This is a genomic window from Kitasatospora sp. NPDC004669, assembly GCF_040609455.1.
In the GTDB taxonomy this organism is placed as follows: domain Bacteria; phylum Actinomycetota; class Actinomycetes; order Streptomycetales; family Streptomycetaceae; genus Kitasatospora.
In genome coordinates, this window is record NZ_JBEXKB010000060.1 from 1 (window position 1) to 18315 (window position 18315).

General features: G+C 73.7%; 20 protein-coding genes. 7 read left to right on the top strand and 13 right to left on the bottom strand.

Going from position 1 to position 18315, the window contains the following annotated elements:
* Positions 1-350: 350 nt before the first annotated feature.
* On the bottom strand, positions 351-1217 hold the full coding sequence (locus ABZW30_RS35545; RefSeq protein WP_355675383.1) for an alpha/beta hydrolase: 867 nt from the start codon (positions 1215-1217) through the stop codon (positions 351-353).
* A gap of 141 nt (positions 1218-1358) precedes the next feature.
* Between ABZW30_RS35545 and ABZW30_RS35550 the strand changes: the two genes are divergently transcribed.
* Entirely contained in the window at positions 1359-1796 is a 438-nt protein-coding gene (locus ABZW30_RS35550; protein WP_355675432.1) for a MarR family transcriptional regulator, read from the top strand.
* A 6-nt stretch (positions 1797-1802) separates the two neighbouring features.
* On the opposite strand, the gene ABZW30_RS35555 is transcribed toward ABZW30_RS35550, so the two are convergent.
* The gene (locus ABZW30_RS35555; protein WP_355675384.1) at positions 1803-2729 is read right to left on the bottom strand and encodes an AEC family transporter; all 927 of its coding nucleotides are present in this window, start codon (positions 2727-2729) and stop codon (positions 1803-1805) included.
* Positions 2730-2890: 161 nt separating this feature from the next.
* Here ABZW30_RS35555 and ABZW30_RS35560 point away from each other — a divergent pair, with 161 nt between their 5' ends.
* A complete protein-coding gene (locus tag ABZW30_RS35560; protein WP_355675385.1) occupies positions 2891-3349 on the top strand; it encodes an HD domain-containing protein in 459 nt (152 codons plus the stop codon).
* A 211-nt stretch (positions 3350-3560) separates the two neighbouring features.
* Here ABZW30_RS35560 and ABZW30_RS35565 read toward each other — a convergent pair whose 3' ends face one another.
* The gene (locus ABZW30_RS35565; protein WP_355675386.1) at positions 3561-3935 is read right to left on the bottom strand and encodes a transglycosylase SLT domain-containing protein; all 375 of its coding nucleotides are present in this window, start codon (positions 3933-3935) and stop codon (positions 3561-3563) included.
* Positions 3936-4413: 478 nt separating this feature from the next.
* A complete protein-coding gene (locus ABZW30_RS35570) occupies positions 4414-5961 on the bottom strand; it encodes a carboxyl transferase domain-containing protein (protein ID WP_355675387.1) in 1548 nt (515 codons plus the stop codon).
* 348 nt (positions 5962-6309) lie between these two features.
* Here ABZW30_RS35570 and ABZW30_RS35575 point away from each other — a divergent pair, with 348 nt between their 5' ends.
* Positions 6310-6645 carry a ribonuclease gene (locus ABZW30_RS35575; RefSeq protein WP_355675433.1) on the top strand — a complete coding sequence of 112 codons (336 nt, stop codon included), beginning with the start codon at positions 6310-6312 and terminating at the stop codon, positions 6643-6645.
* Positions 6646-6724: 79 nt separating this feature from the next.
* Here the strand turns inward: ABZW30_RS35575 and ABZW30_RS35580 are convergent, their stop codons facing one another.
* Positions 6725-7543, bottom strand: coding sequence for an MOSC N-terminal beta barrel domain-containing protein (locus tag ABZW30_RS35580; protein ID WP_355675388.1), 819 nt, complete (start codon positions 7541-7543; stop codon positions 6725-6727).
* Positions 7544-7681: 138 nt separating this feature from the next.
* Here ABZW30_RS35580 and ABZW30_RS35585 point away from each other — a divergent pair, with 138 nt between their 5' ends.
* Together ABZW30_RS35585 and ABZW30_RS35590 are read left to right on the top strand one after the other, a co-directional pair.
* Positions 7682-8353, top strand: a complete 672-nt coding sequence (locus tag ABZW30_RS35585) for a helix-turn-helix domain-containing protein (protein ID WP_355675389.1) — start codon at positions 7682-7684, stop codon at positions 8351-8353.
* Between the two features lie 196 nt (positions 8354-8549).
* The gene (locus ABZW30_RS35590) at positions 8550-9074 is read left to right on the top strand and encodes a universal stress protein (protein WP_355675390.1); all 525 of its coding nucleotides are present in this window, start codon (positions 8550-8552) and stop codon (positions 9072-9074) included.
* Between the two features lie 70 nt (positions 9075-9144).
* On the opposite strand, the gene ABZW30_RS35595 is transcribed toward ABZW30_RS35590, so the two are convergent.
* From ABZW30_RS35595 to ABZW30_RS35610, 4 genes are all read right to left on the bottom strand, one after another.
* Positions 9145-9855 carry an alpha/beta hydrolase gene (locus tag ABZW30_RS35595; RefSeq protein WP_355675391.1) on the bottom strand — a complete coding sequence of 237 codons (711 nt, stop codon included), beginning with the start codon at positions 9853-9855 and terminating at the stop codon, positions 9145-9147.
* 363 nt (positions 9856-10218) lie between these two features.
* Entirely contained in the window at positions 10219-10824 is a 606-nt protein-coding gene (locus ABZW30_RS35600) for a hypothetical protein (protein ID WP_355675392.1), read from the bottom strand.
* 206 nt (positions 10825-11030) lie between these two features.
* The gene (locus ABZW30_RS35605; RefSeq protein WP_355675393.1) at positions 11031-11789 is read right to left on the bottom strand and encodes a VOC family protein; all 759 of its coding nucleotides are present in this window, start codon (positions 11787-11789) and stop codon (positions 11031-11033) included.
* Between the two features lie 70 nt (positions 11790-11859).
* Positions 11860-12501, bottom strand: a complete 642-nt coding sequence (locus tag ABZW30_RS35610; protein ID WP_355675394.1) for an alpha-ketoglutarate-dependent dioxygenase AlkB — start codon at positions 12499-12501, stop codon at positions 11860-11862.
* A 142-nt stretch (positions 12502-12643) separates the two neighbouring features.
* Between ABZW30_RS35610 and ABZW30_RS35615 the strand changes: the two genes are divergently transcribed.
* The gene (locus ABZW30_RS35615) at positions 12644-13225 is read left to right on the top strand and encodes a hypothetical protein (protein WP_355675395.1); all 582 of its coding nucleotides are present in this window, start codon (positions 12644-12646) and stop codon (positions 13223-13225) included.
* A 131-nt stretch (positions 13226-13356) separates the two neighbouring features.
* Entirely contained in the window at positions 13357-13875 is a 519-nt protein-coding gene (locus tag ABZW30_RS35620; RefSeq protein ID WP_355675396.1) for a universal stress protein, read from the top strand.
* Positions 13876-13882: 7 nt separating this feature from the next.
* Here ABZW30_RS35620 and ABZW30_RS35625 read toward each other — a convergent pair whose 3' ends face one another.
* The 4 genes from ABZW30_RS35625 to ABZW30_RS35640 all read right to left on the bottom strand — a co-directional run bounded on the left by ABZW30_RS35625 (position 13883) and on the right by ABZW30_RS35640 (position 18311).
* A complete protein-coding gene (locus ABZW30_RS35625) occupies positions 13883-15526 on the bottom strand; it encodes an amidohydrolase (protein ID WP_355675397.1) in 1644 nt (547 codons plus the stop codon).
* A 151-nt stretch (positions 15527-15677) separates the two neighbouring features.
* Positions 15678-16508, bottom strand: a complete 831-nt coding sequence (locus ABZW30_RS35630) for a PaaX family transcriptional regulator C-terminal domain-containing protein (RefSeq protein WP_355675398.1) — start codon at positions 16506-16508, stop codon at positions 15678-15680.
* An 81-nt stretch (positions 16509-16589) separates the two neighbouring features.
* Positions 16590-17342 carry an Asp/Glu racemase gene (locus ABZW30_RS35635; protein WP_355675399.1) on the bottom strand — a complete coding sequence of 251 codons (753 nt, stop codon included), beginning with the start codon at positions 17340-17342 and terminating at the stop codon, positions 16590-16592.
* A gap of 75 nt (positions 17343-17417) precedes the next feature.
* Entirely contained in the window at positions 17418-18311 is an 894-nt protein-coding gene (locus tag ABZW30_RS35640) for a fumarylacetoacetate hydrolase family protein (RefSeq protein ID WP_355675400.1), read from the bottom strand.
* Between the last annotated feature and the right edge of the window lie 4 nt (positions 18312-18315).

Genomic DNA, 18315 nt, shown 5'->3' on the forward strand with positions numbered 1-18315 from the left:
TGTCCTTCCTTTTCTGGTTTGCCCCCCCGTGCCCCCGCTGTGGGGCGTTTAACCCCTCCCCGCGCCGCGCTCGCGGCCGCTCCGGCAGCAGCGGCGGCGGATTCGACCTCGGTCGTCCGACACCGACGACGGCGGCCCCTTCCCCACGGTCTACCCGACGAGCCACCGGGTGGACAGGCATGGGCTCGACGCCGCTGATCGGTCGAGGGCGGCCGAACGTCTTCCTGGGTGGGAAGTCGGACCCGCCGACTTTCCAGGCGGGCTTCGAGACACGGCGAAGGAACGCGTAGGCGCGGGGGCGTCGGCTTGGGGCGTTCGCTCGGCTCGCCGTGATGCTGCGCCGGGCCGGGTCAGGGGCGGGCGGGGCGCAGGAAGTCCAGGACGTGGCGGTCGACCTCCGGTGCGGCAGCGGTGGGGAGGGAGTGGTGGGAGGTGCCCGGGAGGATGGCGATGGTGGCGTGGGGGACGGCGTGGCGGGTGGCTTCGGCGGTGTGGTGGGGGTCGTGGGGGCGGGAGTTGGCGGCGTAGAGGGTGAGGAGGGGAGTGGTGAGGCTGTGGAGGCGGGCGGGGGTGGGGCGGGGGCCGGTGATGACGGGGGAGGCGGGGAAGTCCGCGTAACCGAGGGCGTACAGGTCGCGCCAGGCGGGGTCGAGGCCGTGGCCGCCGGCGGATTCCCAGTCGAGGTAGGAGCGCGCGCGGGCCGGGGTGCGGCGGGGGAGGAAGAGGGGGAGGGCACGTAGGAGGTAGCCGGGGCGGAAACCGGTGAAGCACTGGGTGGGGTCGAGGAGGGCGAGGCGGCTGACCCGGGTGGGGGCGTGCAGAGCGTAGTGCAGGGCGATCCAGGCGCCGTAGGAGTGGGCGCAGAAGTCGGCCTCGGGGACGTCGAGTTGGTCGAGGACGGCGTCCAGCCAGCCGAGCAGGCCGGGGAGGTCGCGGAGTGGGGCGCCGTCGTGGATGCTGCGGCCCGGGTCGCCGATGAGGTCGACGGCGAGGACGCGGTGGCCGGCCTCGGCCCAGGCGCCGGCGTTGGCGAACCACATGGTGGAGGTGGCGCCGCCGCCGTGGAGGAGGACGAGGGGGCGGCCGTCGGTGGGGCCGCAGGCGTTGATCCGGGTGGTGCCGTGCGGGGTGCGGACGGCGAGGGGTTCGACCGGGACGGGCCAGCGGGCGAGCAAGGCGTCGTAGGCGGCGAGGAAGGGGGCGGTGCGGGTGGACATGATGGGTCTCCGCAGTGTGGTGTGATCACCGACTGGGTCGGACAATGAATCACTTGTTGGACGAGTATCTCGCCGAACGAGAGAATGCTGGCATGCGACTGCCCGAGGAAGGACGACAGGGTGTCCGAGGTTGAGGAGCCGATGCGGCTGGTCCATCTGCTGCGCGGCCTGACGGTCGAACTCGACCTGTTCGGGGCCGAGTTCGCGGCCCGCAACGGCCTGCATCCGACCGATCTGCGGGCGCTGATCCACCTGCTGGACGCTGCCCGGGCCGGAGAGGTGGTCACCCCGGGGCGGCTCGGGGAGGCGCTGCGGTTGAACTCGGCGGGGACCACCGGGCTGGTGGACCGGCTGGAGCGGCTCGGGCTGATCCGCCGTGAGCGCGATCCGCGGGACCGGCGGAAGGTCCGGCTGGTGGTGGAGGAGCGGGCGATGGAGCTGGGGCAGGGCTTCTTCGGCGGCCTGATCGGGGACCTGGTGACGGAGATGGGCCGGTTCGACCCGGCGGAGCTGGCGACGGCCCGGCACTTTCTGGAGGCGATGACCGCTGTCGTGGCCGCCGCCCGGGGCGGGAGTTGAGACGGGCTACGCGGGCCCGAGGGCCCAGCTGATGACGGACAGGGTCGCCATCGACACCAGCGTCGACCAGAGCACCGCGTCCCGGGCGAGGACGGAGCCCTGCCCGTATTCGCGGGCGTAGGTGTAGACGTTCTGCGCCGTCGGCAGCGCGGAGAAGAGCACCACGGTGAGCAGTTGATGGGGCGGCAGGTGGAGCAGCGGGCCCGCCACGGCGAGGGCGGCGAGCGGCTGGACCAGGGTCTTGATCGCGACGGTCAGCCCGACCTCGGTGCGGCGCGAACGGCCGTCGGCGGGCGGGCGGTTGTGCAGGGACATGCCGAGGGCGATCAGGGCGGTGGGTACTCCGGCACCGCCGAGCAGTTCGCCGGAACGGTTCAGCTCGGCGGGCAGGTGCAGCCCGGTCGCGGAGACGACGGCGCCGAGTGCGGTGGCGAGCAGGATCGGGTTGCGCAGCGGCAGGGTGAGCAGGGCCCGGCGGCCGGCCGCGCCGCTGTCCAGGACGGCGAGGACGGCGGGGGTGACCAGCAGGATCTGGAACAGCACCACGGGTGCGACGAAGGAGGCGTCGCCGAGGACCTGCATGGTCACGGGTATGCCGAGGTTGGCGGAGTTGACGTAGCCGGAGGCCATCGCGCCGACGGCCAGTTCGCCGGGCTTGCGTCGGAAGAGCAGGTGTCCGGCGAGCAGTCCGAGGCCGGTCGCGACGGCGGTGCCGGCTGCGAAGGCGAGCATCGAGGGGTTGGCGAAACGGTCCAGCGGGGTGCGGACGATCATCAGGAAGAGCGCGGCCGGCATCGCGACGTGGAAGACGAACCGGTTCAGCACCACCTCGGCCTGCGGCCCGAGCAGTCCGGAGCGGCCGACGAGGTAGCCGATCCCGGTCAGGAGCCAGATCGGGGCGAAGCCGGACAGCAGCGGATGCAGGGATGGCATGGTTCCTCGGGTCGCTCGGACGGGTCTGCCGGGTGCGGCGGCGTGGGTAGCCCGCCAGAGAGCCGTCAACCCCCGGGGCGGTGGCCCCAGGGCGCCGTCGGAGCCCCGGGGCAGTAAACCAGCAGCCGCCACCGCGAAGATCACGGGCCTACGATGGGCCGATGGAGCAGCAGTATCTGAGCCTGTCCGAGGTGGAGGCCGTCGCACGTCGCGCCCACCAGGGGCAGGTCGACAAGAACGGGCACCCGTACAGCGAGCACATCGTGGCGGTCGCCGCCGGAACGGCCGCACGCGGTGGGAGCGAGGCGCAGATCGCGGCGGGCTGGCTGCACGACACCGTCGAGGACGACCGGCTGAGTCGGGAGTGGCTGGCGGCGGCCGCGCTGTCGACGGAGACCAAGGCGATCGTGGACGCGCTCACCCGCCGCCCGGACGAGCCGGTGGAGGAGTACACCGCGCGCATCCTGGCCACGCCCGGCGCGCTGCTGGTCAAGCGGGCCGATCTGGCGCACAACTCCGACCCGGCCCGGCTGGCCTCGCTGGACCGGGTGACCGCCGAGCGGCTGGCCGCCAAGTACGCGCGGATGCGCGAGCTGCTCGGGCTCACCGGGGAGCTGTGAAGCGGCGGGCTGTGAACCGGGGAGCTGTGAACCGGAGAACCCCGAACCGGGGAGCTGTGAGAGGCACGGAAACCACGGGAGGGCCCGGGCCACGCGGATCGCGCGGGCCCGGGCCCTCTCGGGTCACCCCGGTGGTCCCTGTCCGACCCCCGGGGTGAGGGGAGAGTGGTCAGGAGACGGGTGGAAGTCGGTACGCCGGTGGTCGGTCGGCTCAGTACCAGTGGTGGGTCTGCCAGAACGCCCAGGCGGCGTTCGGGCTGCCGTAGCGGGTGTTCATGTAGTTCAGCGCCCACTTGATCTGGGTGCGCGGGTTGGTCCTCCAGTCCGCACCCGCGGAGGCCATCTTGGAGGCCGGCAGCGCCTGGCCCAGACCGTAGGCGCCCGAGCTCCGGTTGGTCGCGTGCACGTTCCAGCTGGACTCGTGGAAGATGATGTGGCTGAACGAGGCCAGCTGGTTCGCCGGGACGATCTGGGCGGCGATGGTCTTCGGGGACACGGTGGCGGCGTTCGCGGTGGCGGGCAGAACGCCCGCGCCCAGGGCGGTCAGACCGGCGGTGGCGGCGAGGGTCGCGGCGGAAGTGCGCATACGGAGCTTGAAAGCGGGCATGTAAGACGGGACCTCAATCGGGTTGGGCCGGTGTCACGCCCCGCCTGGACCGTGGCCGGACAGGGGCCGAGTGGTCGTGGGGCGCGTTTCGGCGGTGAGCCGTTCACCGGCGGGACAGGGGCCGGTGCGGCTGACGACGAGAGCCATTGTTGCCAGACCGGGGAGGCCGTAGCCAAGACCCCCTGGTTACGACGCCCGGTCGTACGCGCGGTCGGCGCCGTGGATTCGCAGGAACGGCGGTGGTGGGTGCCCGGACCGGTGATGACCTGGGAAGACGTCGGTCGGGAGGCGTCCCGGGCGGAGGCCTGTCAAGTACCCGGGAGCCACCACTACCGCCCGTCGTAGGCTCGATTCGTCTGTGAGCGCACTCACCGTTTGGGCGCGGCGGCTGTCACCGGACGGCCCGGTCACGCCACTTTGGGTACAGACGATCTGTGCCCGGCGCCACACCTCGGCGTCACAGCCCGGAGGTGTCGCCTCGCTGAGCGTCGCCCAGCCGTCGGTGCCGGGCGGCCCGGGCCGCGAGTCGGTCCGTCTCCCCGGTGGCGGCCAGGGCGTCGAGCGCCGTACCGATGGCGGCTCCCATCCGGGCGCAGAAGGCCTCCGGCTCCTCGGCGGCGTCCGGCAGCTCCGGGACCACCTGGTCCACCAGCCCGACCTCCGCCAGCTGGTGCGCGCCGATGCCCTGGGCGCGGGCCAGCTCGGCGGCGTGCTCGCCGTCCCGGTGGACGATCGCCGAGGCGCCCTCCGGCGGCAGCGGCGCGAGCCAGGCGTGCCCGGCGGCGAGTGCGCGGTCGGCCGGGAGCAGCGCCAGCGCGCCGCCGCCGGAGCCCTGGCCGAGCAGGACGGCGAGGACGGGCGTGCGCAGCGCGAGCAGGGTGGTCAGGCAGTGCGCGATCTCCACCGCGATCCCGTCCAGCTCGGCCTGGGCGGAGAGCTCGGCCCCGGCCGTGTCCACCACGGTGACCAGCGGCAGCCCCAGCTGCTCGGCGAGCCGGGCGCTGCGGCGGACGGCCCGCAGGTCGGCGGCGGTGAAGGGGCGCTCGTGCTCCGGGCTCTGCCGCTGCTGGCCGACGACCAGGACGGGCCGGCCGCCGAGCACGGCGAGGGCCCGGACCAGCGCACCGCCGCGGCCGCCGGGCGCGTCCAGCAGTACCAGCTCCTCGGCGGTGCGGCGGAGCAGCTCGCGGGTACCGGGGCGGTCGGGGCGGCGGGTGCGGCGGACGGAGCCCCAGGCATCGGGGTGCTCGTCGGCCTCGACCTCCTCGACGTGAGCGGGGCCCGTACCGGCGCGGGCGGCGTCCGTATGAGGGGGAGGAGTCGTGCCGAGGACGGTGAGCGTTCGGCGGAGCAGCTCGCGCAGCTCCTGCGGTGGCACCACGGCGTCCACCAGCCCCCGCTCGGCCAGCGTCTCCGCCCGCTGGACGTCCGCCGGAAGCTCCACGCCGCGCAGCTCCTCGTAGACCCGCGGGCCGAGGAAGCCGAGCCGGGCGCCGGGCTCGGCGAAGACCAGCTGGCCGAGCGTGCCCCAGGAGGCGAAGACCCCGCCCATGGTGGGGTTGCGCAGATAGGTGAGGTAGGGGAGGCCGACCGCGCGGTGCGCCTGGACGGCGGCGGTGATGCGGAGCATGCAGAGGAAGGCCGCCGATCCCTCCTGCATCCTGGTGCCGCCGGAGACCGGCAGGGCGAGTAGCGGCAGCCGCTCGGCGGTGGCGCGCTCGACGGCCCGGGTGATCCGTTCGGCGGTGGCGACGCCGATCGAGCCGCCGAGGAAGCCGAACTCGGAGGCGACCAGGGCGACCGGCCGTCCGTCGATCAGGCCGAGGCCGGTGAGCACGGCCTCGTCCAGGCCGGTGCGTTCGCGGGCCCGGTCGAGTGAGGCGCGGTAGTCGGGGTCGCCGAGCGGCCCGGCCGGAGGTTCGTCCCAGCTGCGGAAGCCGCCCGGGTCGACCAGCAGTCCGATCAGCTGGTGCGCCGTCAGCGAAGTGCCCGCTCCCGTACCCATGTCCACCCCGTCAGAGATCGTTCCGGCCCGACACGGTGCGCCACTCTATGCGGCGTCGGTGGCGCGTCGTGGGAGGGCCGTGAAGGTGTGAGCAGGCCGACAGGGTCGATCCCGGTAGTTCGACGGCGGTCGACCCAAGGGCGGTGCCGACGGTTCGTGGACGGCTTCGGTGAGGGTGGCTCCGGGGGTGGGCGTACGGGTGAAGTCGCTGGTGGGGCAGGTGAGTTACCGGTGGGTAAAAAGTTGACTGAGGGCTTCCGGACTTGTCGGTGGCCCGCCACACTGATGGGCATGACCCGCACTCTACGCGCGTGGAAGACTCGCGCCGCCGCCATCACCGCCGTCGCCATGATGACCCTCGCCCCCGTCGCCGTCGCCACCGACGCGCACGCCGACGTGAGCGGCACGGTGTGCCTGTCCACCCTTCCGCCGGAGGCCACCGACACCCTCAACCTGATCTCCACCGGCGGGCCGTTCCCGTATTCGCAGGACGGCGTGGTGTTCCAGAACAGAGGCAGCGTCCTGCCCGGCCAGTCCTACGGGTACTACCACGAGTACACCGTCATCACCCCGGGCGCCCCGACCCGCGGCGCCCGCCGGATCGTGACCGGCCAGCAGGACCAGGAGGACTACTACACCGGCGACCACTACGCCACGTTCTCCCTGATCGACCAGACCTGCTGACACCTCCCGGCACGACCGCGGCCCCGGCGGACCTCCCCGCCGGGGCCACGGGCGTACCGGGAACGGTCCAGGACGCGCCCTACAGTTCGGACGTCCCCCAGGCGCTCACCGCCAGCTCGTCCCCGACCCGCAGCGTGCCCGGCCGCAGCACCGCGAACTTGCTGCCGAACGCCACCCCGCCGGCCGCCGCCCGACGGTAGCGGGCCAGCGTGCGCAGCGGCTCCGGGCCGGCCTGGGCGCCGGTCGACTGGTCCACCAGCGTCACCGCGCAGCGGATCGCCAGCTTGGTGTACCCCAACTCGGCTCCGCCGACGGCGAATCGGCGGAGCAGGTCCTCGGTGTGCGGCTCCGGCCAGCCGTCCACCACCAGGTTCGGACGGAACCGGTCCAGCGACAGCGGGGCCTCGCCGGAGCGCGCGTTGAAGTCGTCCAGCGAGGAACGCGACAGCAGGTGCACGGCGGAGCTGTCCGCGAACCCGGAGGTCCCCGGGGTCAGCCCGTCGGTCACCCGGTCGTGCTCCGGCGGCACCCGGACCAGCCGGCTGGGCGCACCCAGCACCTCGGAGAGCCATCCGGCGGCCTCCTCGCCCTGGTCGATGCCCAGATAGGGGTTGTCGAACATCCGCACCTCGCGGCGCGGACCCCCGGTGTCCACGTCGAACGCCACCGGCTCCACCCCGGGCGCGGCCAGGGCCAGCCGGTCCCCGCCGCCGAGGACGGTCGGACGCACCGTGGCCAGCAGCCGGTCCCGGCGCTGGGAGCGGAACACTCCCTTCGCGTCCACCACCATGAACGAGCGATCATGGGCCAGCCCGGCCCGGGTCAGCTCCGCCTGCTCCACCACCACCCCGGCGCAGCCCTTCACCGGGTAGTACCGCAACTCCGTCACCGTGGCCATCAATCCCCCGTACCCTCCGGCCGTTTCGGATTCGACTTCTCCGTTTCCCCTCAGGGTAGTTGTCGGCCCGGGGTGGTCGTCGGTGCGGGTGTCGAGCCGCTGAACGCCGGGCGGCCGCCCGGTTGCTAGGGTCGGGGCATGGCACCGAGCAGCGCGAACCCCCCGGGACGGCTCCGGCGCGACGCGCAGCGCAACCGCGACCTGCTGCTCGCCGCCGCCCGCGACATGTTCTCCCGCCACGGCCTCGACGTCCCCCTGGACCAGATCGCCAAGGAGGCCGGAGTCGGCAACGCCACCCTCTACCGGCACTTCCCGACCCGCGAGGCGCTGATTGCCGAGGTCTTCGCGGACGCCGGGGCCGGTCTGGCGGCGGCGGGGGAGGAGGCGCTCGCCGCCGAGGACGCCTGGACCGGACTGGAACGCTACTTCGGGCGGATCTTCGAACTCGTCGCTGCCGACCGGGGCATCAACGACCTGGTCACCCAGGCCATCCCCACCATCCCCGGCATGATCGAGATCAGCCGCGGGCACGCCGCCACCGTCGGCGCCCTGATCGCCCGCGCCCAGGAGCAGGGCACCATGCGGCGCGACGTCGTCACCATGGACCTGCTCTTCCTGCTCGGCCCGCTCTGCCGCGCCCTGCCCGCCGCCTCCGAGCTGCGCCCCGACCTCTGGCGCCGCTACCTCGCCCTGTTGCTGGACGGTTTCCGCGCGCAGGCCACCCACCCGCTGCCGGTCCCGCCGATCGGCGAGGAACACCTGGACCGGATGTTCGCCGACCTGTGGGAGGCCGAGCCGCCGGAGGTCTGACGGGCCCCGCGGGCATCAGGGACGCGTACGGAACGCCGGGCGCGGCGTCAGAGCCGTGTCAACGGGCGGGGCCGAGTGGGTGTCGGCGGCTTTGCTGGGGTGACACAGCACGGACCGGTCGGGTGCGGACGACATGGCTCGGTTCGGTTTGGATGGGTTCGGTTCAGTGACGCGGGCGGAGAGGCAGGGGCGGGCCATGGCGGACACGGGTGCGGACGGCGGCCGGATCGTGGTCGGCGTCAGCGGCTCACTCGGCAGCCTCGCCGCCCTCCACCACGCGGTCGCCGAGGCCCGGCGCGCGGACGTCGAGGTGCTTGCGGTGCTCTGCTGGAGCCCGCCCGGCGACGAACTCGGATACCGCCGCTCCGTCTGCCCGCCGGTGCTCGACGCCGGCCGCGACGCCGCCGTCGCGCGGCTGCGGCAGGCGCTCGACGAGGCCTTCGCCGGGCGCCACGCCGGCGCCCGGTTGCGCTGCCAGGCCGTCCGCGGGGAGACCGGCCACAGCCTGGTGCGCTGCGCCGACCGGCCCGGGGACGTCCTGGTGCTCGGCGCGGGCCGGGAGCGCGGCTGCCTGTCCCGGATGATCCGGCCGTCGGTCACCGCCTACTGCGTGCGGCACGCCACCTGCCCGGTGCTGACCGTGCCGCGGCCGCCGCTCCAGCGGGACCTGGAGGCGCTGGAACGCGGTCACGGGCTGCGGGAGTTGGTGGCGGGGAACTGAGCCCTGCGGCCGGCGGACCCGTCCTGCGGCCGGTGGCCCGCAGCGCGGCCGGCGGCGTCAGGGCATCCGGCTACGGCAGTCCGGCGGCCCGGGCGAGGACGGCGGCGGTCCGGCGGCCGGCGCTCAAGGTGTCGGGGTCCGTGGCGGGGAGGCAGCGCTTGGCCTCGGGGCTGTAGGCGGTCATGATCACGCCGGCGTGGTCGGTGGGGAGTTCGAGCAACTCGGCCGTCGGTACCACGGCGTGCAATCGGCGGGTGAGCTCCGCCGGAACCACCTCGTCCGCCGTGCCGTGCACCAGCCGGATCGGGACGGGGGAGGGGCTCGCGGCGAGCAGGTCCAGCGGGCAGTCGCCGGTGGTGGTGGCAGGGCGGCCGTACGCGGAGGCGATGCCGACGGCGGCGGTGGGACGCAGCTCGTCGGGGGTGTCGGGGTGGGTGGCCACGGCGATCGCCTCCCGGCCGCCGAGCGACCAGCCGGCCAGGACGAAGCGCTCCGGGCCCCCGCCGTACGCGCCGGCGTTGCGGCGGGCGAAGGCGAGGGAGGCGAGCAGCTCGGCGCGGCCGCCGTCCTCGCGGTCGGAGCGCCAGTCCGGGACGAGCACCAACAGGCCGAGCCCGGCGGCCTCCTGGGCGAGCGTTCCCATCACGTCGCGTTCGTCGGGGCCCGAGCCGTGCCAGAGCAGCACGACCGGGGCGGGCCCGGCGGTGCCGGCGGTCGGGCGGTGGACGTCCAGCAGCCGTCCGTCCGCATACGGAACGACCTCGGGTCGAGCGCTCGTCATGCCGGGTTCCCCTCCGATTCGGTGCCTGATCACGGAGCTGCTACTGTACTTCCTGTCGCGAGGGAGATGATTCCTCGTCAGGCGTCAGCGGTGCTACCAGAGCACGTCCTACTTTCAGTAGGAAGAGTCCGTGCAACCCGGGCCTGGCGCTCCACTGTCGGACGGGGTCCAGTACCTGCTCGGGTATCGGGCCCCGTCTGCGTTCCCGGGCGAAGCCGGGTTCGGGACGGCCGGCGGTCGGAGCCCGGTTCGTGGGAGATCCGCAGGCCGACCTGGGCGAGGTCGGCGCGCAGCCGGGGTTCCCGTCGGAGACGGGAAGTCCCGAAAGGCCTTGCGGGGCGTAGCCGACGTGGTCCGGGCGGCTCAGGAGACGAAGCCGATGACCCCGTACTCCTCGACCTCCTGCGCCCCACGGAGCCAGCCGAGGACCTCCGCGACGGCCTCGGCCACCTCGCGCTCCAGCGCCGGCGCGCGGCCCTCGCGCTCGGCGAGCTCGAACTGCCGGAGCGCCTCCCGGCACTGCTCGGGAGACCACTCGCCGCAGGACACCTCGGCGCAGTAGGGGAGTTCGGTGGGGAAGCCGCTGCCGTACTGGAAGTCCGAGACCGAGACGGCGGTGACGCCGTACGCGCGCAGGCCCTGGTCGACCTCGTCCAGCCACAGGCCCCGGAAGGGGCCGAAGGAGCGGCTGTCGAGGACGGACGCGTCGATTTTGCAGAGGCGCTGGTACGCGTAGCCGTACTGGAACGCGTGCTCCTTGTCGAACGGCCCGCCGTACACCACCGCGCGCAGTGCTTCGTGGGCGGTGGGGGCGCCGTCCGCGATCTGGTCGGCGAACTCCTGGTCGGCGCGGTCCAGATTGGTGCCGAAGAACCCGCGCACCTCTTCGAGCACGTCCTCGCTGGCGCAGCCGGCCAGGGTGTGCTTGTCCTCGAGGTTGGTCAGATACACGGTCAGGAAGGAACTCATGGGGTCACCGTAGCCGCCGTGACGGACAGCCTGCTCACGGGCCCGGTGGGTCAGCGGTGGCTGTGGACGAACGCGTGGTCCTCGCGGTCGAGTTGGGGCCAGGAGAGGGTGGCGGCCGGAGGTTGGCTCCGCCAAGCCGGGGGAGGTCCTTCAACTCCTCGACCGGGGAGGCGAATCGCTGCTCGGGGTTGTTGCCGCCGGTCATCTCAGGCTGCCGCCGCGGATTCGTCGGGTGGGACGGCGATCAGGACGAACTCCGCGCCGGCGCCGTCCCGGACCAACGCCGAGAGGCCGAAGGGAGTGGGTTCGGGGTCGGTCAGGACGGTGCCGCCGAGGGAACGGAGTCGGGCGGCGGTGCGGTCGGCGTCGGCCGTCCCGAACTGGATGCGCCAGGCGGCGGTGGCCTGCGGTGTGTCGGAGGGGCCGATACTGCAGGCGGGCAGGCCCGCGACCCGGGCGAGGGTGTGGCCCGCGCGGGGGCGGTCGTAGCCGTAGCCGAAGGCGTGGCGGTAGAAGGCGCGCGCGGCGTCCGGGTCGGGGGAGAGGTGCTCGTTCCAGGTGGGCGTGCCCGGCTCGTTGACCAGTCCGGCGCCCTCGACGGCCTCGCCCTGCCAGAGGCCGAAGGGTGCGCCGAGCGGATCGACGGCGAGGGCGGCGCGGCCCTGGTCGGGCACCTCGTACGGCTCGCGGGTGATCCGGCCGCCGGAGGCCCGGATCTGCGCGGTGGTGCGGCGCAGGTCGGGGCAGGCGAGGTAGGTGGTCCAGACGGCGGCCGGGGTGACGGGTGACGAGGTGATCGCCGCGACCTGGGCGCCGTACCGGGTGGCGACCGCCTCGCCGGGGCCGGTCGGGACGAACTCCCAGTCGAACAGCGCGCCGTAGAAGCGTTCAGCCCGCGGGACGTCCGGGGTGGTCAGCACGACCCAGCACGGGACGCCCTCGCGGTACCTGCCCGCCTTCGGCATGCCGCCCTCCTGGTGCCGTCGGCCCCACTCGCCAGCCTCCGCGTCCGACCGGCGGGTGGCAAGCGGGGCCTCAGGCGACCCCGCGCGGCCGGAACTGGATGCTGATCCGCGGGCCCACCGGGCGGGCCGTCTTCGGGATCGCGTGCTCCCAGGTGCGCTGGCAGGAGCCGCCCATCACCACGAGGTCCCCGTGGCCGAGCGGTCGGCGAACGACGGCTCCGCCGCCGAACCGCGGCCGCAGCGCCAGGATGCGCGGCTCGCCGACCGACAGGATCGCCACCATGGTGTCCTCGCGGGCTCCCCGCCCGATCCGGTCGCCGTGCCAGGCCACGCTGTCCCGGCCGTCCCGGTAGTAGCAGAGCCCGAGGGTGCGGAACGGCTCGCCCAGTTCCTTCGCGTAGTGCCGGCTCAGCGCCGTCCGGGCCTCGCCGAGGACGGGGTGCGGCGGCTCGGCCTCCGCCGGATAGGAGGCGAGCAGCCGCGGCACGTCGACCGTCCGTTCGTACATCTCGCGCCGCTCGGCCCGCCAGGGCACGGTCGCGGCCAGCTGTTCGAACAGCCGGTCCGCTCCGTGCAGCCAGCCGGGCAGTACGTCCAGCCAGGCACCGTCGCCGAGCACCAGCCGCCGCAGGCCGTCGAGCCGGCCGAGGTGGATGTCCCCGGTGTCGGCGTCGTCGAGCAGTGAGGGCTGGAGGTGGACGGTGCTGTGCATGGGGCCAGCGTACGCCTCTAATCGAACAGATGCTCGAACATTGGCAGCTGGCTCCGGAGAGCCCCGGAGCTCCGGGAATCGGGCCTCGGCACCAGGCCCGGGTGTCGGGCCTGAGTGTCGGGATGGGCCCTAGTCTGCCGATATGGCGATCAACGGCTTCGGGGTCACCGAGTTCCAGCTCGTTCTGCTGCGCCGGATGGCCGACTACCGCCCCGACCTGGTCGAGGACGCGGTGCGGCGGCTCGGCGCCACCCGTGCCTCGATGCGGGAGGCGAACAAGCGCTGGCAGGCGATGGTCCGCGCGCCCCGGTTCCCGCGTGGCGCCGCTCGGTACGCCGCCGTGCTCGGGCCGGCGGAGGCGGGCCTGCCGCGCCGGATCGGGGACCTGGCGTGCGTGGCGCGGCAATGGGCGTTGCCGCTCTGGCCGGAGCTGCGCTTCGAGATCCTGCTCGGCCCGGCCGAGATCGGCGTGCCGCTGCTGAACGAGTGGCTGGTCCGGGCGGCGGGCGCCCCCGCGCCCGAGCTGCGGACGCCGGCCGACCTGGTGCCGTGGGGTTGTGTGGTGGGCGATGTGGGCGCCGCCTTCCCGGGGGCCCGGCCGCGTGAGGGGAGTGCGCCGAACCGGTTCCAGCTGGACTTCGAGGCGCCGGACGCGGACGGGCGGGTGTGCTTGTGTACGGCCGACTTCACCTGGGGGCTGTTGCAGGAGGTCCGGCCGAGGTAGGGGAAGCCGGGGCGCTCGGCGGGCGATGCAAGGCGATATTCAGTTAATGCCTTTGATTTGCAGGCCGAGGCGAGATGGTGGCAGCATAATCTCAGACACTGAACAGCCTCGGTATCGGAAAGCGAAGGATCATGTCGGACGTCGCGCGCGTCATCGTCGGAGTCAGCGGTTCGCTGCACAGCCTCACCGCCCTGCACCGGGCGGCCGAGGAGGCCCGGGCCCGGCGGGCCGTGCTGGTCCCGGTGCTCGCCTGGACCCCGGTCGGGGGAGAGCGCAACTACCGTGCCCGGCCGTGCCCGCCGCTGCTCCGCGCCTGGCGGGACGCCGCCGAGGCCCGGCTGGAGCGCGCGCTGGAGCAGGCCTTCGGCGGCCTGCCGGTCGGCGTGCCGGTGCGACCGCTGGTCATGCGCGGTGAGGCCGGCCGGGTGCTGACCGAGCTGGCCGACCGGCCGGGCGACCTGCTGGTGATCAGTGCCGGCCGCCACGGCTCGGCGCGCGGGCGGCTGCGCCGACTGGTGCGCGGCTCGGTCAGCCGCTACTGCCTCGACCACGCGCCGTGCGGCGTGCTCGTCGTCCCGCCGTCCACCCTGCACGATGACCTGCGCGCGCTGCACCGCGGCATCGACCTGCGGGAGCTCGTCGCGGCCTGACGGATCGTCAACTCCGGTGCACGGTCCGCCCGCCGACCACCGTGCGGACGGGCCGCAGCTCGCGCAGCGCGTCCACCGGGCAGCTCAGCGGGTCCAGCAGCCACAGTGTGAGGTCGGCGAGGTGGCCCGGCCGCAGGCTGCCGCGCACGCTGCTCTCGCCGGTCAGCCGGGCGGCGTTGACGGTGTGCAGCGCGACCGCCTCGGCCCGCTCGATCGCGTGCTCCGGGCCGACCACCCCGGCCGTGGTGTCGCGCGTGGTCATGCCCCACACCGACACCATCGCCCCGTACGGGCCGACCGGGAAGTCCGAGCCGGCCGAGAGCTGCGCCCCCTCGTCCAGCCACTCCCGCAGGGGGAACAGCGCGGCGGTGCGTTCCTCTCCCCACACGCGTTGCTGGGTGAGCGCGCCGTCGTGCAGCAGCGGGTGCTGAACCGTCACCGGGATGCCGAGCGCGATCGCCCGGGCCCGCTGGTCGGCCCGGGCCAGTCCGCCGTGCTCGACCACCAGCGTGCCGGGCGGCAGGCCGGGGCGGCGCTTCAGCACCTGCTCGAAGACGTCCAGCAGCACCCGCAGGCCACGGTCGCCCCAGGCGTGCACGCCGACCCGCCGGCCGCGTTCGACCACCCGGTCCACCGCGGCGACCAGCTCCTCCGGTTCCCAGAGCAGCCGCCCGTGGTAACAGGGTTGCCCCTGGTACGGCTCCTCCAGCGCGCCCGCCTCGAAGCCGCCGTCGATGCCGAACTTGACGCCCCACAGGCGGAGTCGGTCGTCGTCCCGGCCGTTCGCCTGCCACTCGTCCATCCGGTCCAGCAGTGCGTCCACCTGCTCGGGCGTCCGCGCGGCGAAGCCGGAGACCAGCACCCGGACCCGGACGGCGAGCGCGTCCTCGGCGCGGGCCGCGTCCAGTACGTCGAGGTCCTCGACCGGGACCAGGCAGTCGCGGACGGTGCCGATCCCGGTCGCGGCGAAGTCCTCGGACGCCGCGCGCAGGCCCGCGATCCGCTCGGTGAGGTCCGGGCGCGGCAGTACCCGCTCGACCAGCTCGATCGCCCGGTTGATCAGCCGGCCGGTCAGTCGCCCCTGCTCGTCGCGCTCGATCACCCCGCCGGGCGGTGCCTCGGTGGCCTCGGTGATCCCGGCCAGCCGCAGCGCGGCGGAGTTGAGCACCATGTTGTACGCGCCGCGGCGCACCAGCACCGGGTGGTCGGCGGTGGCGGCGTCCAACTCCCGGGTGGTGGGCATCCGTTGCTCGGCCAGCAGTACCTCCTGCCAGTTGACCGTGGTGCGGATCCACGCCCCGGCGGGGGTGCGGGCGGCGTGCTCGCGGATCAGCCCGAGGAACTCGGCGAGGTTCCGGGCCCGGTGAACGGGGACGCCGTGGACGCTGTGGCCGGCCAGGATCAGATGGGTGTGGGTGTCGTCGAAGGCGGGCAGCACGGTCGCGTCCGGGGCGTCCACCAGTTCGGTGTCGGGGCCGATCAGGGCGTCCAGGCCGTCGGGCTCGGGGGAGAGGGCGGTGATCCGGCCGCCGGTGACGGCGACCACCCGCTGCGGCGGCTCGTCGGGGGCGCGCCCGGGGTCGAGGGTGTGGACGGCAGCGGCGCGGATCAGCAGGTCGGTGGGGGTGTGGTCGGTCTTTCCGGCGGACATGGCGGCTCCTGGGGCGTGTCTTGCGGGTCTTGTCGGATCAGGCCGCGGCGAGGCGTGCTCGTGCCCTGGGGTACCTCCCGGCCGAGGGCTGGGGAGCGTCGTGGACCCGGTGAAGATCCGCAGGACACGCCCGTAGGAGCAGGACACGCCCCTAGGAGTGGGACAGCCCGGTGACCTTCTCGACGTACCGCAGACTGGGCTCGGCGAGCCGTTCGTGCAACTCGGTGAAGACGGCGCGGCCCGGGACGGCGTTCCAGTCGGCGGGCAGCAGTGGCTCGGGCAGCCCTGGGTCGAGGTAGGGCAGCCGGCGCCACTCGGTGAGCATCGGTACGTAGCCCCGGAACGCCTCGACCGGGTCGGTCCGCTCCTGCCCGCGTAGCTCCTCGGCGATCGGGCGCCAGGCGTCGGTGAAGGCCGCGTACTGCGCCTCGATCGCCGGGAGGTCCCACCAACTCGCCACCGCCGTACGGAGTTCGGCGAAGCCGGCGTACTCGGCGGAGAGGAAGAGGTGGACGTAGGCGCTCAGTCCGAGGCGCTCCAGCAGGCGGCGGGCGTCCGGCAGCAGCCGGGCGGGCGCCAGCCAGACGCCGGGGGCGGCGTTGCCGAAGCCGAGCCAGCTGAGCCGGGAGCGCAGCTGGTGGCGGTGGGCGCGTTCGGACTCGGGCACCGAGAAGACCGCCACCACCCAGCCGTCGGCGAGTTCTGCGGGCTCCAAGCTGTGGAAGATCCTGCGGTCACCCTCCTCGAACACCGGGTCCATCGCGGGGGCGAGGCGGTAGCCGGTGCCCGTGCGGCGTTCCTGGAGCAGGGTGCCGGCCTTCTTCAGCCGGGAGATCGCCGAGCGGACGGCCTGGGCGTCGACGTCCAGCTCGGCCATCAGCGCGATCAGGTCGGCGATCGATATCCAGCCGCCGAGGCGGCGGACGTACTCGCCGTAGACGGTGTGGATCAGGGAGCTGGGCCGGGGTGCGGTCTCCGACATGCGTGGGCCCTCCTCCCCGACGACTGGCGGTGATCATAGCGGTGGCGACGGTGCCGGGTGCAGGTGCCTGTGGGTGGGCACCTACGCGTAGGCGCCGGAGAGCAGGTGCCCGGCGCCGGGGGCGTGGGCGGGCAGGCCGAGGGCGCGCAGGAGTTGGTGGGTGGTGCAGATGGCGGCCGAGACCACCGGCTTGCCGAGTTGCTGCTCGGCCTCCTCGACGGCGGACAACGAGGGCATCTGCACACAGGCGGAGAGCACCACGGCGTCGGCCTCGGTGTGTGCGAGGCCCTTGGCGATCGCGGGCAGCCGGGCCGGGTCGTGGGCGGCTACGTCGAGGTTGTCGGCGATCTCCAGGGCGGCGTGGTCGAGTACCTCGATGCCCTCCTGGGCGAGGTAGTCGACCACCGTGCGGGCCAGCGGCCGCAGGTACGGGGTGACCATGGCGACCTTCTTGGCGCCGAGCGTGTGCAGGCCGGTGACCAGGGCGCCGGCGCTGGTGACCACGGGCGCGGGGGCGCCGTTCTCGACCGTGCGCCGGTGCAGCCGCTGCTCGGCCTCGCGGTGGTAGCCGGGACCGGTGGCCATCACCGCGACCAGGCAGGCGTAGCCGATCACGTCGACCCGGGCGTCCGAGAGTTCGGCGGCGCAGCGGTCGGACTCGGCGTCCATGGCCCGCAGCTGCTCCGGGGTGACCCTGGTCATCCGCATCCGGCTGGAGTGGAAGGTGAACCGTTCGGGGGCGACGGTCTCGCGGGCCCGCAGCAGGGCGGGGACTTCGGTCTCCATGGTGACGTTGGAGCTCGGGACGATCTGGCCGATCCGGTACGTCGGCATCAGCGGGTGCTCCCTTCGGCGGGCTTCGGCCACGGGGTCAGCGGGATTCGGTCGCGGGGTTGGCGGGCCACGGGGTCAGCGGGCGTCGATCACGGGGTTGGCGAGGGTGCCGATCCGTTCGATGGTGGCCTCGACCAGGTCGCCGGGCTGGAGGAACTGCGGCGGGACCATCCCCGCGCCCACGCCCGAGGGGGAGCCGGTGGCGATCACGTCGCCCGGTTCCAGGGTCATGCCGGAGGAGATGTCGGCGATCAGCCGGGCGATGCCGAACAGCATGTGCCGGGTGTTGGAGTCCTGCCGCAGTTCGCCGTTGACCTTCAGCGAGAGGTCGAGTCGTTGGGGGTCGGGGATCTCGTCGGCGGTGACCACGACCGGGCCGAAGGGCGCGTAGCTGTCCTGGCCCTTGGAGAAGAACCACTGTCCGGAGCGGCGCTGGTCGCGGGCGCTGACGTCGTTGACGATGCTGTAGCCGAACACATGCCGCAGGGCGTCCTGTTCGGCCACCCGGAAGGCGGGTTCGCCGATCACCACGGCGAGTTCGCATTCCCAGTCGAGCTGCTTGGTGAGGTCGGCGTTGTGCAGGATCGGCTGGCCGGGCCCGGTGACGGCGGTGGAGGGCTTGCCGAACAGGACCGGACGGTCCGGGAGTTCGCGCTCGGTTTCCAGGGTTCGGTGCGACTCGGCCACGTGCTCCACGTAGTTGAGGCCGACGCCGATGATCTTGCCGGGGCGCAGCGGCGCGCGCAGCGAGACCTCGGCGAGCGGCCGGGTGTCGGGCGTTCCGGCGAGCAGCTCCCGGGCGGTGGCCAGCGCGGGCACCCCGGCCCGGATCAACCCGAGCAGGTCGCCCGGGAGTTGTACCCCGGCGGCGGTGGCGAGGGCGGTCAGGTCGGCGACCCGGTCGGTACCGATCCGGGCGCCGAGGCGCGGGGTGTCGTCGCCGTCGGTGCGGTAGGTCAGCAGGTGCATGGCT

Coding starts and splice junctions, on each gene's coding strand:
- ABZW30_RS35640 (WP_355675400.1), bottom strand. CDS start 18,311: ATGCACCTGCTGACCTACCGCACCGACGGCGACGACACCCCGCGCCTC.
- ABZW30_RS35630 (WP_355675398.1), bottom strand. CDS start 16,508: ATGTCGGAGACCGCACCCCGGCCCAGCTCCCTGATCCACACCGTCTAC.
- ABZW30_RS35545 (WP_355675383.1), bottom strand. CDS start 1,217: ATGTCCACCCGCACCGCCCCCTTCCTCGCCGCCTACGACGCCTTGCTC.
- ABZW30_RS35555 (WP_355675384.1), bottom strand. CDS start 2,729: ATGCCATCCCTGCATCCGCTGCTGTCCGGCTTCGCCCCGATCTGGCTC.
- ABZW30_RS35620 (WP_355675396.1), top strand. CDS start 13,357: ATGTCGGACGTCGCGCGCGTCATCGTCGGAGTCAGCGGTTCGCTGCAC.
- ABZW30_RS35605 (WP_355675393.1), bottom strand. CDS start 11,789: ATGCCGAAGGCGGGCAGGTACCGCGAGGGCGTCCCGTGCTGGGTCGTG.
- ABZW30_RS35595 (WP_355675391.1), bottom strand. CDS start 9,855: ATGACGAGCGCTCGACCCGAGGTCGTTCCGTATGCGGACGGACGGCTG.
- ABZW30_RS35615 (WP_355675395.1), top strand. CDS start 12,644: ATGGCGATCAACGGCTTCGGGGTCACCGAGTTCCAGCTCGTTCTGCTG.
- ABZW30_RS35580 (WP_355675388.1), bottom strand. CDS start 7,543: ATGGCCACGGTGACGGAGTTGCGGTACTACCCGGTGAAGGGCTGCGCC.
- ABZW30_RS35570 (WP_355675387.1), bottom strand. CDS start 5,961: ATGGGTACGGGAGCGGGCACTTCGCTGACGGCGCACCAGCTGATCGGA.
- ABZW30_RS35585 (WP_355675389.1), top strand. CDS start 7,682: ATGGCACCGAGCAGCGCGAACCCCCCGGGACGGCTCCGGCGCGACGCG.
- ABZW30_RS35610 (WP_355675394.1), bottom strand. CDS start 12,501: ATGCACAGCACCGTCCACCTCCAGCCCTCACTGCTCGACGACGCCGAC.
- ABZW30_RS35550 (WP_355675432.1), top strand. CDS start 1,359: ATGCGGCTGGTCCATCTGCTGCGCGGCCTGACGGTCGAACTCGACCTG.
- ABZW30_RS35625 (WP_355675397.1), bottom strand. CDS start 15,526: ATGTCCGCCGGAAAGACCGACCACACCCCCACCGACCTGCTGATCCGC.
- ABZW30_RS35575 (WP_355675433.1), top strand. CDS start 6,310: ATGATGACCCTCGCCCCCGTCGCCGTCGCCACCGACGCGCACGCCGAC.
- ABZW30_RS35565 (WP_355675386.1), bottom strand. CDS start 3,935: ATGCGCACTTCCGCCGCGACCCTCGCCGCCACCGCCGGTCTGACCGCC.
- ABZW30_RS35560 (WP_355675385.1), top strand. CDS start 2,891: ATGGAGCAGCAGTATCTGAGCCTGTCCGAGGTGGAGGCCGTCGCACGT.
- ABZW30_RS35600 (WP_355675392.1), bottom strand. CDS start 10,824: ATGAGTTCCTTCCTGACCGTGTATCTGACCAACCTCGAGGACAAGCAC.
- ABZW30_RS35635 (WP_355675399.1), bottom strand. CDS start 17,342: ATGCCGACGTACCGGATCGGCCAGATCGTCCCGAGCTCCAACGTCACC.
- ABZW30_RS35590 (WP_355675390.1), top strand. CDS start 8,550: ATGGCGGACACGGGTGCGGACGGCGGCCGGATCGTGGTCGGCGTCAGC.